The sequence below is a fragment of the Nonomuraea sp. NPDC049625 genome (assembly GCF_040675285.1).
Taxonomy (GTDB): Bacteria; Actinomycetota; Actinomycetes; order Streptosporangiales; family Streptosporangiaceae; genus Nonomuraea; species Nonomuraea angiospora_A.
Window position 1 is genome coordinate 36,520 of the sequence record NZ_JBFAOQ010000029.1, and the last position, 14,512, is coordinate 51,031.

The 14,512-nt window shown below is 70.3% G+C and carries 9 protein-coding genes; 7 read left to right on the top strand and 2 right to left on the bottom strand.

Features of this window, described 5'->3' with window-relative positions:
• Positions 1-310: 310 nt before the first annotated feature.
• On the bottom strand, positions 311-1,633 hold the full coding sequence (locus AB0J87_RS59700) for an ROK family transcriptional regulator (RefSeq protein WP_363984238.1): 1,323 nt from the start codon (positions 1,631-1,633) through the stop codon (positions 311-313).
• Between the two features lie 242 nt (positions 1,634-1,875).
• Here AB0J87_RS59700 and AB0J87_RS59705 point away from each other — a divergent pair, with 242 nt between their 5' ends.
• The 7 genes from AB0J87_RS59705 (at position 1,876) to AB0J87_RS59735 (ending at position 12,467) form a co-directional block, all read left to right on the top strand.
• Positions 1,876-3,156, top strand: a complete 1,281-nt coding sequence (locus AB0J87_RS59705) for an ROK family transcriptional regulator (RefSeq protein ID WP_363984240.1) — start codon at positions 1,876-1,878, stop codon at positions 3,154-3,156.
• A gap of 213 nt (positions 3,157-3,369) precedes the next feature.
• Complete coding sequence (locus AB0J87_RS59710) at positions 3,370-8,571, top strand: ThuA domain-containing protein (RefSeq protein WP_363984242.1); 5,202 nt, start codon at positions 3,370-3,372, stop codon at positions 8,569-8,571.
• Between the two features lie 70 nt (positions 8,572-8,641).
• Positions 8,642-9,283 (top strand): hypothetical protein, encoded by a 642-nt coding sequence (locus tag AB0J87_RS59715; RefSeq protein ID WP_363984244.1) that lies wholly within the window; start codon positions 8,642-8,644, stop codon positions 9,281-9,283.
• Between the two features lie 99 nt (positions 9,284-9,382).
• On the top strand, positions 9,383-10,420 hold the full coding sequence (locus AB0J87_RS59720; RefSeq protein ID WP_363984246.1) for a DUF916 domain-containing protein: 1,038 nt from the start codon (positions 9,383-9,385) through the stop codon (positions 10,418-10,420).
• A gap of 270 nt (positions 10,421-10,690) precedes the next feature.
• Complete coding sequence (locus AB0J87_RS59725; protein WP_363984248.1) at positions 10,691-11,272, top strand: hypothetical protein; 582 nt, start codon at positions 10,691-10,693, stop codon at positions 11,270-11,272.
• Between the two features lie 317 nt (positions 11,273-11,589).
• Positions 11,590-12,153 (top strand): DJ-1/PfpI family protein, encoded by a 564-nt coding sequence (locus AB0J87_RS59730; RefSeq protein WP_363984249.1) that lies wholly within the window; start codon positions 11,590-11,592, stop codon positions 12,151-12,153.
• 29 nt (positions 12,154-12,182) lie between these two features.
• Complete coding sequence (locus AB0J87_RS59735) at positions 12,183-12,467, top strand: hypothetical protein (protein WP_363984251.1); 285 nt, start codon at positions 12,183-12,185, stop codon at positions 12,465-12,467.
• On the opposite strand, the gene AB0J87_RS59740 is transcribed toward AB0J87_RS59735, so the two are convergent.
• Entirely contained in the window at positions 12,420-14,498 is a 2,079-nt protein-coding gene (locus tag AB0J87_RS59740) for a beta-galactosidase (RefSeq protein ID WP_363984253.1), read from the bottom strand. The genes AB0J87_RS59735 and AB0J87_RS59740 overlap by 48 nt on opposite strands.
• Between the last annotated feature and the right edge of the window lie 14 nt (positions 14,499-14,512).

Sequence of the window (14,512 nt, forward strand, 5' to 3'; positions counted from 1 at the left end):
TGATGGCCCCGCCCGCCTGACGGCGCCGGTTGGCACCGCCGCGACGGCACCGAGGTCGGCGTCAACGGTGCCGGTGCGGCTTCGGGTGACCGATCAGGCAGGCGGGACGTTCTGGGTGGGGAAAGGGCACGGGGAAAAGGGCACAGGGGTTTCCGCCCGCCTGGCCGCATGCCCCATGGCCGCGGCACGCGAGATGGACGGGATGTGCCGAGGCGGTGCGGAACAGGACGGTCAGGCGGACGGGAGGTTCAGGGAGCGGGCGGTAGATCGGGACCGCGTGCCGGCACGCGGGTCAGGCTGACTGTGGCGATCAAGCCATCGGGGTTCCCTCGATAACCCCGATGGTTGGAGGCGTTCGGCTCGAGATGCTTGTGGGGTTGGACAGTGCTCGTTCGACGACGACTCCGGCCGCTCCGCGTGAGGCGGCGCCGAAGCCGAGGTCTGAGGCGACGAACCGGCAGCGCTCGACGGCGTCGCTCATGCCCAGGAGTGCCAGCGTCTGTTGCGCTGCGGGGATGATCAGGTCGGCGAGTCGCGCGAAGTACCCGCCCAGCACGATCACCCGTGGGTTGAAGAGGTTGACCAGCATGGCCGCCCCGATTCCGAGCCACCGGCCCACCTCCGCGGCGGCGGCGTCGACGCGGGGATCTCCTTCGGCCCGTCGGTGCTCGATCTCGGCCAGCCGCTCCTCCGGGTCACGGACGAGTTGCGGGCCCGTGCCGTACGCGCGGTCCGGTGTGGCCATACGGACCAGCGCGGCCAGCCCGACTTTGGTCTCCCAGCAACCGACCCGGCCGCAGCGGCACGACTCGCCGGAGGGATCGATCACGACGTGGCCGACCTCCCCCGCGAATCCGTCCGCTCCGCCCAGCAGCCGGCCGCCGGCGATGACGCCGCCGCCGATGCCCACCTCGCCTGTGAGGTAGACCAGGTCGGAGGTGCCCGCCGCGACGCCCGAGGTGTACTCGGCCAGGGCGGCGAGGTTGGCGTCGTTGTCCACCGCGACGGGGATGTCCGCGGCGATGTTCGCGTGGGACAGCCGCTCCGCCACCGCCACCCCGCGCCAGCCGAGGTTCGGGGCGACGACGACGGTGCCGGTGGTGGCGTCGATCAGGCCGGGGACGGCCACGATGATCCCGGCCGGCGTGATCCCGAGCCGGTCGAGGTCGGCGACGGTCCTCTCGGCCATGCGGGCCAGCTCGTCCAGCGAGCGTTCCGGGCTGGAGCCCATGGCGTCGAAACCGATGCGCCGGTCGATGATCACCCTGCCGGCCAGGTCGGTGGCGATCGCGGCGATGTAGTCGACGTTGACTTCCATGCCGAGGGCGCCGACCCGGGAGCCGTCCAGGGCGAGCGCGACACCCGGACGGCCGACGGAGCCGGCGTGCTGCGGCCCCATCTCCTTGACCAGTCCGCGCGCCTGCAGCTCGCTCACCAGACTGGTGACGGTCGCCTTGTTCAGCCCGGTCGCGGCGGCGACGGCCGATCGGGTGCACGGGCCGCACGCGCTGACGTGACGCAGCACGAGGGCGAGGTTGGAACGGCGCACGGTGGCCTGATCCGCGGGAGCTCCCGCGGACCCGCCGCGACTCATCGAGTCGGTCGCGTGGCCGTCGGCCCGGCTGTGATCCACGCTCCTCCTCGATTAGTTCGGATGGCTAGCCGAATTAAAGGCACGACTTCCGGCGGGCACAAGTATTAAATCGTTCGTAACTTGCGTAACGTTCCGATAACTAGAGCGAGAAACCTGGCCGAAGTGCACAGAAGCGAGCGATGCCAACTCGTTACGGACTTGAGGGGTGCGTGGTCCGACATCGCCGTGTTACAACCCTGATTAATTGATCTCGGAGACAAACAAAGGGGCAGGTGGTGCGGGTGACGTACAGAACGTCCCGCTCCCGCTCCCCTGGCGGCGCCGCGCCGACGGGTCCCGCCACGCTGCGCCGGGCGAACCTCTCGCTCGTGCTGCGCGAGCTGCGCGAGCACACATCCCTGTCCCGTGCCGAGATCGCGCAGGCGACCGGGCTGCACCGGGCCACCGTCTCCAATCTCATGGCCGAACTCCTGGAACGGCGGCTGGTGCGGGAGGTCGGTGTCGAGCACGTGGGCGCGATCGGGCGTCCCAGACGGGCGGTGGCGCTGCACGGCGCGCACGTCGGCGCCCTGGGCATGGAGATCAACGTCGACTACATCGCGGTCCACGGCACCGACCTGAGCGGCCGGAGCCTGGTCGAGCGCCGGGTGGTCCACGACGCGATGGGCAGCGGCCCGGACAGCGCCGTGCGCCGGCTCGGGCTCGTGGCCAAGGAGGCCGTGGAGGCGATGCGGCGGGCCGGATCGGTCCCGACCGGCATCGCGGTGGCCGTCCCCGGGCTCGTGGACGTGACACGCGGCGTCGTGACACTCGCGCCGAACCTCCACTGGCGCGACCTGCCCCTGGCCGAGCAGCTGAGCTCCATACTCGGCCCGCGGAGCGTGCCGGTGTGGGTGGACAACGACGCGAACCTCGCCGCCCTGGCCGAATACACCTCCGGCGTCGCCGCCGGCACGCCCCACCTGGTCTATCTCACCGGAGAGGTGGGCGTGGGCGGCGGCATCATCTCAGGCGGCGAACTTCTGCGCGGAGCGGACGGATTCTCCGGCGAGGTCGGGCATCTGCGGGTCGACCCCAACGGCGACCGATGCGGCTGTGGCCGCATCGGCTGCTGGGAGACCAAAGTCGGCCTGGCCGCGCTCGTACGCGCGGCCATGCCCGAACAGGCGTACGGGTTGCCCGGCATGCCGGTGCCCGATCCCGGCGAACGGGTGGCCGACATCGCCAGGGGCCTGGCCTCGGGCGACCGGCGGATGACGATGGCGGTGGCGCAGGTCGGCGAGTGGCTCGGGCTCGGCGGCTCGATCCTGGCCAACCTGTTCAACCCGCGGGTGATCGTCATCGGCGGCTACTTCGCCTCACTGGCCCAGTGGCTGCTGCCGCACGCACAAGAGCAGCTGCGACGGCTCGTGGTGGCCGCTCCCGCCGCCGAGTGCCGATTCGTCGCCTCCACGCTCGGCTTCGGCGCCGCCTCCCGGGGCGCCGCGAGCATGGTGGTCAACCACATCATCGACGATCCGACGACGATCTTGGATTCACTCCGCAGGCCGGCACCTTACTGACGGCCCCACAGACCTGGAGACGGCACCCTCCAGCAACCCGCACTATCCGCTACCACCAAGTGGCAACAGCGCGGCGGCGCGCGCCTTGCCTGACGTCCCCCCGGTCAGGAAGGGTTTTCCATGTCACCACGTCCTCGAACATGGGCAGAGAGGCTGCTCAACGCGGTCCTGCCAGAAGGCGGACGACGCCCGAGACGTCGAACCGCCACCACGATGGCCTTAGCCCTCGTCGCCCCTTTCCTCATTCCCCTTGCGGCGCCCGCGAGCGCCGAGGCCGCCACGGCGGCGGAGCCCGCCTTCAAGGTGCTCGTCTTCTCGAAGACGACCGGATTCCGGCACGACTCGATCCCCGAGGGCATCGCGGCCGTGCAGAAGCTCGGCCAGGACAACAACTTCGCGGTCGACACGACCGAGGACAGCGCCCTGTTCACGGACCAGAACCTGGCGCAGTACCAGGCCGTGGTCTTCATGTCCACGACCGGTGACCCGCTGGGCACGCAGGAGCAGAAGGACGCCTTCCAGCGCTACATCCAGGGCGGCGGCGGCTTCGTGGGCGTCCACGCCGCCGCCGACAGCGGCTACAACTGGGCCTGGTACGGCAAGCTGGTCGGGGCGTACTTCAAGCAGCACCCGGCGATCCAGCAGGCCACGGTCAAGGTCGAGGACCCGGCGCACCCGGCGACCAAGGATCTCCCGACGACCTGGACCCGTACCGACGAATGGTACGACTACCAGGCGAACCCGCGTGGCACGGTCCACGTGCTGACGTCGATGGACGAGAAGTCCTACACCGGCGCCACGATGGGCGCCGACCACCCGAACACGTGGTGCCAGGACTTCGACGGCGGCCGGTCGTGGTACACCGGGCTCGGCCACCTCAAGGAGAACTACAGCGAGCCCAACTTCCTGAAGCTGCTGCTCGGCGGCATCCAGACCGCCTCCGGCGCGGTCAAGGCCGACTGCTCGGCCTCGCAGAGCTCGAGCTTCGAGAAGGTCACCCTCGACGACAACACGTCGAACCCGATGATGGTGGACGTCGCCAAGGACGGCCGGGTCTTCTACATCGACCGGCTCGGCGAGGTAAAGATCATCAAGCCGGCCGGCGGCACGGTGACGGCGGCCAAGCTGAGCGTCTTCACCGCCAACGAGAGCGGCCTGCTCGGCATGGCGCTCGACCCCGGCTTCGACTCGAACCACTGGGTGTATCTCTACTACTCGCCCACCGGGACGAACGTCGACCGGCTGAGCAGGTTCACCGTCACCGGTGACACCCTGGACCTGTCGAGCGAGAAGAAGATCCTCGACGTCCCGGTGCAGCGGGCCGAGTGCTGCCACCACGGCGGCGGCATGGTGGTGGACCCCAAGACCGGCAATCTGTGGCTGGGCACGGGCGACAACACCAACCCGTTCGCCTCCGACGGCTACGCGCCGCTCGACGAGCAGTCCGGCCGCGCCAGCTGGGACTCCCAGCGCACTGCCGGCAACACCAACAGCCTGAGCGGCAAGCTGCTGCGGATCCACCCCGAGGCCGACGGCACCTACACCATCCCGTCCGGCAACCTGTTCGCGCCGGGCACGGCGAAGACCAAGCCGGAGATCTACGGCATGGGCCTGCGCAACCCGTTCCGCATGGGTCTCGACCCCAAGACGGGCAACATCATGCTCGGTGAGTACGGTCCCGACGCGAACGCGGCGAGCTCCACCCGGGGTCCGCAGAACACGGTCGAGTGGAACCTCATCACGAAGCCCGGCAACCTGGGCTGGCCGTACTGCATCGGCAACAACACCCCGTACGTCGACTACAACTTCGCCACCAAGCAGTCGGGGTCGCCGTTCAACTGTGCCGCGCCGGTCAACGACTCGCCGAACAACGACGGCCTGACCAGCCTGCCGCCGGTGATCCCGGCGACGATCTGGTACCACTACGCGGCCGACCCGCAGAACTTCCCGGAGCTGAGCGGTGGCGCGCCGATGGGCGGCCCGGTCTACCGTTCCGACCCGAACCTGCAGTCGGACGTGAAGTGGCCGGCGTACTGGGACGGCAAGGCCGTCTTCGGTGAGTGGAACAACGACAAGGTGTGGTCGTTCCAGCTCGACGAGAACGGCAGCAAGGTCGTCGAGATGAACCCGATCCTCGGCTCCCTGTCGTTCAAGAAGCCGATGGACATGAAGTTCGGTCCCGACGGCGCGCTGTACATGATCGAGTGGGGCTCCGGCTTCGGCGGCGACAACGCCGACTCCGGCATCTACCGCATCGAGTACACCAAGGGCACCCGACCGCCGATCGCCCGAGCCACGGCGGACAAGACCAACGGGCCCCTGCCGCTGGCGGTCACGTTCTCCAGCGAGGGCAGCCGGGACCCGGAGGGCAAGACGCTCACCTACGCCTGGGACCTCGACGGTGACGGGGACACCGACTCCACCGACCCCAACCCCACCTTCACCTACGAGAAGGGGGGCGATTACAGCGTGGTCCTGACCGTCAAGACCCCCGACGGCAAGACCGCCACCGCCAGCGTGTCGATCAGCGCGGGCAACACCCGTCCCACCGTCACGGTGGACGTTCCGCCGAACGGCGCCTTCTTCGAGTTCGGCGACCAGGTGAAGTTCAAGGTCACCGTCACCGACGCCGAGGACGGCACGATCGACTGCGACAAGGTCAAGATCCAGGCGATCCTCGGCCACGACAGCCACGGCCACCCGCTCGACCAGCTCAAGGGCTGTGAGGGCACCCTGCAGACCCAGCAGGCGGGCCACGGCGAGTACGACAACCTCTTCTACGCCATCGAGGCCAGCTACACCGACGGGGGCGCCAATGGCGCCGGACCGCTGACCGGGCGGGGCCAGATCATCCTGGAGCCCAAGCGCAAGCAGGCCGAGCACTTCGCGCAGACCGGCCGGGTGGCCGGCGGCAAGGGCACCGACGCCGCGGGCGTCCAGGCGGAGACCACGACCGACACCCAGGGCGGCAACCAGCACATCGCGTTCGTCCAGGACGGCGACTGGTGGTCGTTCGACCCGGTGAACCTGTCGAACGTCACCGCGATTCGGCTCCGGGCCTCCTCGGGCGGAGCCGGCGGAACCGTGCAGGTCCGGGCGGGCAACCCCGAGACCGGCGCTCTGGTCGGCTCGGTCGACGTGCCGCCCACCGGCGGCTGGCAGACGTTCACCGACGTCACACTCGACCTGACCAGCCCACCGGCCGAGAGCGGACCGCTGTACTTCGTCGTGCGCAAGCCGGCGAGCGCGGCCGACAACGCCTACCTGGCCAACTTCAACTGGGTCGACTTCGTCGGCAAGGGCGCCACGGACAACGAGCGTCCGGCCGTGACCGCGACGGCGACCCCGGCGACGGGCGTCGCCCCGCTGAAGGTCGGCTTCAAGGCGACGGCCACCGACCCCGAAGGCGACCCGATCACCTACAAGTGGAACTTCGGGGTGACCGGCGCGCCGGAGCCCACCACGGCCGAGGCGAGCTACACCTACACCGCGCCGGGCAACTACACGGTCGTGGTGACCGTGACCGACGACAAGGGCGCTTCGGCCACCGCCCAGGTCCCGGTCAAGGTGGACGCGGCGGCCACGGTGTGCTTCGCCGGCCGTTCCGACAACTTCCTGGGCAGCCAGCTCGACCGTGACCGCTGGTCGGTCATCCGGGAGAACCAGGACCTCGAGGTCGCGGACGGCAAGCTCGTGATCCCGACCTCGACCACCGACATCTACAGCACGGGCGGCAACACGCCGAACATCGTCGTGCAGCCGGCGCCATCGGGTGCGTGGACCGCCACCGCCAAGCTCACGCTGGACGCGCGTGACGCGTACCAGCAGGCGGGCCTGATCATCTACGGCGACGACGACAACTACGCCAAGATGGTGCTGCAGGCGCGGTCGACCTCGGGTTCCAACCACGCCAGCCGTATCTTCCAGTTCATCCGGGAGGAGAACGGCAGCCCGAACGAGGTGTCGCAGAGCAACACGGCCAACCTCGGGGACTCCTACCCCGACACGGTGTACGTGCGGTTCGTCAGCGACGGCACCAACATCACCGCCCACTACTCCTCGGACGGCACCACGTTCACCGCGATGCCGCAGACCAAGCCGCTCGCCGGGATCGCCAACCCCAAGATCGGCCTGATCTCGCTGGCCGGGGCCAACCACCCGGTGGTGGATGCGTCCTTCGACTGGTTCCACATCACGCCGGACGACAAGGCGACGGCGCCGGACCCGGACGACGAGTTCGAGGGCACCGCGCTCGACTCCTGCCGCTGGAACGCGGTCGTGCGCCCCGACGCCACGGCGGCGCGCGTCGGCAACGGCAAGCTGGAGCTCGACACCACGACCGGTGACATCTACGGGACCGGCAACAGCGGCCCGAAGAACTTCATCCTGCAGACGGCGCCGAGCGGCGACTGGACGCTGGAGACCAAGGTGGACGCCTCGGCGCTCACCGAGCAGTACCAGCAGGGCGGCCTCATGGTGTACACCGGCGACGACGACTACGTGAAGCTCGACTTCCTCACCACCAACTCGGCAGGCTCGACGGTGGCGCGGAGCATCGAACTGCGCAGCGAGGCCGGCGGCACCGTGCAGAACCCGCAGCCGCAGGTGAACAACCTCACCGGCGGCGTGTGGTGGCTGCGGCTGAAAAAGGCGGGCACCACCTACACCGGCTCCTACTCCTCCGACGGCCGGACCTGGACGGATCTCTCCGCGACGGTGGAGAACGCCGCGGTGGCCACCGGCGCGAAGGTCGGCGTGTACACCATCGGCACCAACCAGTCGGCGTCGAAGACGGTCACGTTCGACTACTTCCACCTGACCAAGGCAGGCTCGGACGAGGACAAGACCGCGCCCGTGACGACGGCGACGACCGATCCGGAGCAGCCGGCGGGCGGCACGTTCACCGGTCCGGTGTCGGTCACGCTGAAGGCCGCCGACGAGGACGGCGGCAGCGGGGTCGACAAGACCGAGTACCAGCTCGACGGCGGTGGCTGGACCGCCTACACCGGACCGGTCACCGTGACCGGCGACGGGCAGCACGCGCTGAAGTACCGCTCGGCCGACAAGGCGGGCAACGTCGAAGAGGCCAAGACGCTGACGCTGACGATCTCGGCGTCCGCGCCGCAGGTCAAGCTGACGGTCTCCGCCTCGTCCCGCTGCATCGGCACCTCGGCGTACGTGGCGGTCACGGCCGTCAACGGCTCGGACGTGCCGGCGACGGTGACGCTGACCACCCCGTTCGGTTCGAAGACCGTGGCCGACGTGGCCCCGGGCAAGCAGGCGTACCAGTCCTTCAACAGCCGGGCCGGGCAGATCGACGCGGGCACGGTGACCGTGAAGGGGACCGCGACGATCGGCGGCGGGCAGGTCACCTCGTCGTACGACGCCGCCTACCCGGCGCTCAGCTGCCGCTGAGCCCCGATAGCAGAACCCGGGCCGGCCGGCCGAGCGCCGACCGGCCCCACCCCCTCAATGGAGCGAACACATGAAAATGCACAGGACTACACAGATGCTCGCCGCGGCGATGCTCGGTGTCGCGCTCGCCGCCGCCGGCGCCGGCGCGGCCGGTCCCGCGGTGGCGGACGACGATCCCGACAACGGCATCGACGTGTCGGTGACGATCGAGCCGAACACCACTCCCGGTGAGGTGTCCATGACCGTCGCCGACAACGGCGGCGTGGCCCTTCAGGAGGACGGCTCCAACGCCGCCGCCCGCCAGTTCGTCGGCACCCTGCCGACGGTCACGGTGACCGACAGCCGCCGGCCCGAGGAGATCCCGGCCGGTGACTTCTGGGCGGTCGTCGGCCAGGCCAGCGAGTTCACCGCGACGAGCGGTTCGGCGCCGCCCATCGGCCCGCAGTACCTGGGCTGGCGGCCGCGCCTGCTGAGCGACTCCTCCTCCGGGGCGGTGGAGGCCGGTGAGCCCGTCTCCAGCGTCATCTCGGACGGCTCGGGAGCGCCCGCCGTCGGTCTGCAGGGGCAGGAGCTGCTGGTGTCGACGGCGAACTCCGCCGACGAGATCGGCACCTGGCAGGTCAACGCCGGCCTCGCGCTGCGCACTCCCGCCGACGTCGCCGCCGGCGAGTACCACTCGACTCTGACGCTCTCCCTCTTCAACCAGTCCTGAACCCGGAGGCAGGACGCCATCGCCCGCTCTGGGCGTCCGGGACCTGTGCCGGCCTGGCGCAGGTCCCGGACGGCCACGATGAGACTGGAGACACCTCTGTTGACCACAAGCCGTTCGCGAGACGCCCTCGCCCGCCTCGCCGTCTTACCCGCCGTCGGCGTTGCCCTGCTGGTCGCCGTCCTGGCCGCCACGGTCGCGTTCGCGACCCCGTCCGACGCCGACACCACCTGGTCGGTCGTTCCGGCCAACGCCGACGGCCCTGACGGCCGCAGCGTCATCGACCTCGAACTCGCCGGCGGGCAGCAGGTGGTCGAGCATGTGGCGGTCATCAACCGCTCCACTCAACCGGTCGACTTCGCGATCGACGCCAACGACGGCTACCTGACCTCCAAGGGCTACTTCGACATGCGGCCCTCTGACGCGAAACCGACCGACGGCGGCTCCTGGATCGCGGTTCCCGAGAAGGTGACCATCGCCGCGGGGGCCACCTCCGTCGTGCCGGTGACGGTGTCGATCCCCCAGAACGCAACGCCGGGCGATCACCCCGCAGGTGTGACCGCGTCCCTGGAGACCGTCTCCGGTCAGGTACGGGTCCAGAACCGGGTGGGCGTCCGCCTGAACATCCGCGTCACCGGCGACTATGTGGCCAAGGTGGCAGTAACCGACGTGCAAGCCGAGTACACGGGATCGTGGAATCCCTTCGCCGCCGGATCCGTCGAGGTGACCTACACCGTGGCCAACGCCGGCAACGTCCGGCTGGTCGCGGACAACCGGGTCCTGACGTCCACGTTCGTGGGCGAGAACAACTGGAGTGACCCGTCCGCGGCCAAGGCCAGGGAGCTCATGCCGGGCGGCAGCCGCACGTTCGTCGCACGGGTGCCCGGCGCCTGGCCGCTGGGTCCCATCGGCACGACGGTCACGGTGATCCCCTCGCCCGCGGGCCAGCCGATCCCGGGCGTCACCGCCCAGCGGATGGCGATCGACACCACGGTCTGGGCCCTGCCGTGGCCGCAGCTCTCCCTCCTCGTCCTCCTCATCCTCGCCCCCTTCGCCATCCGGCTGGTCGCCGCCTGGCGCCGCAAGCGCATCGAGAAGCTGATCATGCTCCACGGCAAAGGCACGCCTCAGGAGGCGTGAGCGTCATCGACATCCGTCCTCAGGAGGTGGCGACCATCAACCGACCCAGGCAACCGACCCAGGCGGCCGACCCAGGCGGCCCGCGCCGCCGCCATGGATCTGGCCGTACGGCAACGCGCCGACGCGCTCTTCACCTGCTCGATCGGAGCCACCGCTCCCGACGCCGTGAACATCGACGCGGGCCACAGCCACCGGCACGTGTTCCTACCGACATCACCCGGCGAAGGGGCGCTCACCCCCCGACACCGAACCCGAGGGGAGTCACGACTCGTGAACAAGGCACCGGCATACGTCCTCACCGTCCTGCTGGCCGGGCTCATGCTGGTGCTCGGCGCACCGGCGGCCTCCGCCCACGGCGGGCCGATCAAGCTGGAGGTGACGGGAGACGGCGCCGACAACGTCAACGTGCTGGTCACCTACAAAAAGGACGGCCATCCCGTAACGGAGATCGTCCAGGCCACGCTGAAGGCGACCTCGGCAGACGGCCGGTCCTTCGGGCCGGTCCCGCTCAGGTCGGCGCCCGAGGGCCAGAACCTCTACCACTCCGCCGAGCCGCTGCCGGGCGGCGAGTGGCGGGTCACCGTGACCGCGACCGAGCCCTCCAAGGCGAAAGCGACGGTGAAGGTGAAGGCGGGCGTTGTCGCCGCCTCCCCCGTGGCGGCGACGGGTCAGGCGACGGGTCAGGCGACGGCGCCCGCGCGGAACAAGGTCGCCGCGCCGGCGACCGTGATGGACGACCAGGGTGCGATGGGGACTCCCCTCAAGATCGGCATCATCGTCCTCGTGGCGCTCGTCGCCCTCGCGGCCTGGATCGCCCTCGCCTGGCGGCACCGCATGAGCGTCCGGCGCTGAAGTCGGCCGGCCGGGAATTGGCGAATACAACAGGATGGATGGCCCGCAGCGCGCGGCGCAGATCGCCGGCATCGCCGGGTCGGCTCGACCGCGACGACGTCGGCGCCCAGCGTGACCAGGACGGCGGTCAGTTTGCCGGTTCCGGCGCCAAGGCCGAGCACGCGAGGGCCGGGCTCGAGCGCCGAGCGCATCGCAGCGTGCGTGTAGGCCAGTCGGTGCTCGGCGTACACAGCGGTCCGCGGGTGAGGCTGCCGGCGGGGGCTGCCATTTCTGCCCCCTGCAAATTAAGATCCACCGTGGGAGAATAGGAGTGAGTCATGGCCCGAGTGCTTGTTCTGACCGGCGATGCGGCGGAAGAGCTGGACTCCATGTACCCCGTCTTCCGGCTCCGGGAAGGAGGCCATGAGGCGATCGTGGCCGCCCCCACCACGCGTGCGGTGAAGCTGGTGGTCCACGACTTCGAGCCCGGCTGGGACGCCTACACCGAGAGGCCCGGCCATCAACTGCCGGTGGATCTCGCATTCGCCGACGTGCGCCCCGAGGACTACCAGGCGCTGGTGATCCCGGGCGGCCGCGCGCCGGAGTACATCCGCACCGATCCCGACGTCGCCCGTATCGTGCACTACTTCTTCGAGCGCGGCCTGCCGGTGGGCACGATCTGCCACGGCCCGCAGGTGCCGGCGGCGCTTGGCCTGCTGCGCGGCCGTACCACGGCGGCGTTCCCGCCATTGAGGACCGACATGGAGATGGCGGGTGCGACCTTCGTGGACGCCCCCGACGTGGTGGACGGCGCGATGGTCTCCTGTCGTGGCTGGCCGGACCTGCCTGAATGGTCGCGTGCTTTCATGCGCGTGCTGGAGGGCGCGAACGTGTCGCTGTAGGTGGTTCGGTCGTACCCCTTCGCCTGGTCTTGTCCGGTGCCGCGCTCGTACTCGGCCAGGATCTGTCGCAGGTGCGCGTGCTGCCGCTGGTCGTGGAAGATGTGGCGGACGAAGGTGAGCTGGAGGAGCGGTTTGCCGCCTTGGCGCGCGAACTCGACCGCCCGGCGCCGGAACTCGTCGCCGCCGAGCGCGCCGATCTCGGCCTGCGCCTGCCGGAGGTGCTTACGGGAGCGGCCCCGGCCCGAGAGGCCGGGGCGCAGCGACGGCTATGTCGTCTCCAGCAGGACGCGTACATCCCATGGACCGAGACGTAGTTCCGCACCGGCCGCATGGTCAGCGCCGGCGAGCACATCACGCACTGCGGTCGGTGCCGTGACGGCGATCTCCTGCCAGGTCCAGTTGTGCAGGAAGCGCAGCCGCCGCCCGTCCGCCGTGACGGCGCCGGTCGAGGTGACGCCCGCCGGCATGCCGCCCCACGACCCGGCGTCGGGGACGAGCCAGCGGAACAGCGCCGTGGCCATGCCGGGGTTGGGGATGGTGCCGACGCAGGTGATGCGGCCCGCGCCGTACGGGCGGGTGGTCACGGCCGCCCACCGGCCGAAGTGCGGGTGCCGGTAGTCGGCGAGCACCTCGGCGTCCTGCGCGTGCACGCCGTCCGCCCATCGGGTGCCCGCGGCGTCGGACGGCAGCGTCAGCGGCGAGCCGGGCATGGCCCGCACGGGCAGGTCGGCCGGCAGGTTGCTGAACTCGTCGTACGACACGCCCGCGGGCTCGGCGAGCCGGGCCGGCTGGACCTCGCGGCGCGCGCGTGCCTCGTGGTCGGCGTAGGCGGTGCGCGGCCCGAGCACCAGGTGGCCGCCGGCCGAGGCGTAGGCCGCCAGCCAGTCCAGCGTGGCGTCGTCGGCCGCGTACAGTCCGGCGGCGACGAGGACGGGGTGCCGGGCGGCCAGCTCGCCCGGCTCGGCCGCCACCGCCTGAGCCGCGTGCAGCACCCGCACCTGGAGGCCCGCCTCGAACGCGCCACGGTAGAACGGGTCGAAGATGCCCTGGTAGGAATGCCGGTCCGGGCCGCCGTCCGGCAGCGCCAGAGCCGGCTGGGCGGTCAGCGCCCACTTGCTCGGCGTGGAGTAGAGCATCGCGACGTCGGCGTCCGGGGTCAGGCCCGCGACCAGCTCGCCGGCCGTCTCCAGCTCCGCGCCGATCTGGGCGATCTCCCGATAGACGCGGCCCGGGCGGCCGCTGTGCGGCAGGACGCCGCCCCAGTAGGTCTCGGTGCCGGAGACCAGGGTGCGCCACTGCCAGTACTCGATCATGTTCGCGCCCCGCGAGACGAGCGCCCAGGCGGCCTGCCGCCACTGACCGTCGTACGCGGGATGGTTCATCCACGACGGACCGATGGCCTGCGCGTTGGTCTCGGTGACCAGGAAGGGCTCCTGACGTGAGGAGAACATCCGGTCGGCGCCGAGGTAGAACGACCAGGTGTCGTGGGTGTCCCACAGCTGCGGGCCGCTCTGCCCGGCGGGCAGGGCGAGACCGTCCTGCATGGCGTAGTACGGGTTGCCGGCGGTGACGTCGAGACGCCGGGTCAGCTCGTCGTCGGCCACTCCAGGCCGTTCGTAGGAGACGCAGGTGGTGACGAACTGGTCCGGCCTGGCGTATTCGCGCACGATGTCCGCCTGCCAGGCGATGAACTCGGTGACCTGCTCGGCCTGAAAGCGACGCCAGGCCTGCTCGTACTGCGGTTGCGCGTTGCCGTCCGGCGTCCACAGGTCCGCCCAGGTCGACAGGCGATGCGACCAGTAGACCAGGCCCCACTCCTCGTTGAGCGTCTCCACGTCGCCGTAGCGGTCGCGCAAGTGATCAACGAAGCGCTGGAAGACGCCGTGGTTGTGCAGCAGCACCAGGCCGGGCTCGTTGTCCACCTGGAAGCCGATCACCGCCGGGTGGCCGGCGTACCGCTCCACGACGCGCCGGATGATCCGCTCGGCGTGGAAGCGGTAGGCCGGGTGGGTGAAGTCCATCTCCTGGCGGCCGCCCCACGGGATGCGCCGTCCCGCGCCCCGCTCGCCGGCGATCTCGGGGTACTGGCGGGCGAGCCAGGGCGGCACGGCATAGGTCGGGGTGCCGAGGATGACGCCGATGCCGCGCTCGTGCGCGCCGTCGAGCGTGGGCTGGAGCCAGTCCAGGTTGAAGCGCCCGTTCTCGGGCTCCCAGGTCGACCAGACGGACTCGCCGACCCTGATGACGGAGAAGCGCGCCTCGGCCATCAGGTCGAGGTCGGTCTTCAGCAGCTCGCTGGGGTGGTATTCGGGATAGTAGGCGGAGCCGAAGAGTACCCGGGGCACGTGTGTTTCCTTCG

Excerpts from the sequence above, each read along its gene's own strand:
- AB0J87_RS59710 (WP_363984242.1), top strand. The coding sequence starts at position 3,370 with ATGGCCTTAGCCCTCGTCGCCCCTTTCCTCATTCCCCTTGCGGCGCCC.
- AB0J87_RS59715 (WP_363984244.1), top strand. The coding sequence starts at position 8,642 with ATGAAAATGCACAGGACTACACAGATGCTCGCCGCGGCGATGCTCGGT.
- AB0J87_RS59730 (WP_363984249.1), top strand. The coding sequence starts at position 11,590 with ATGGCCCGAGTGCTTGTTCTGACCGGCGATGCGGCGGAAGAGCTGGAC.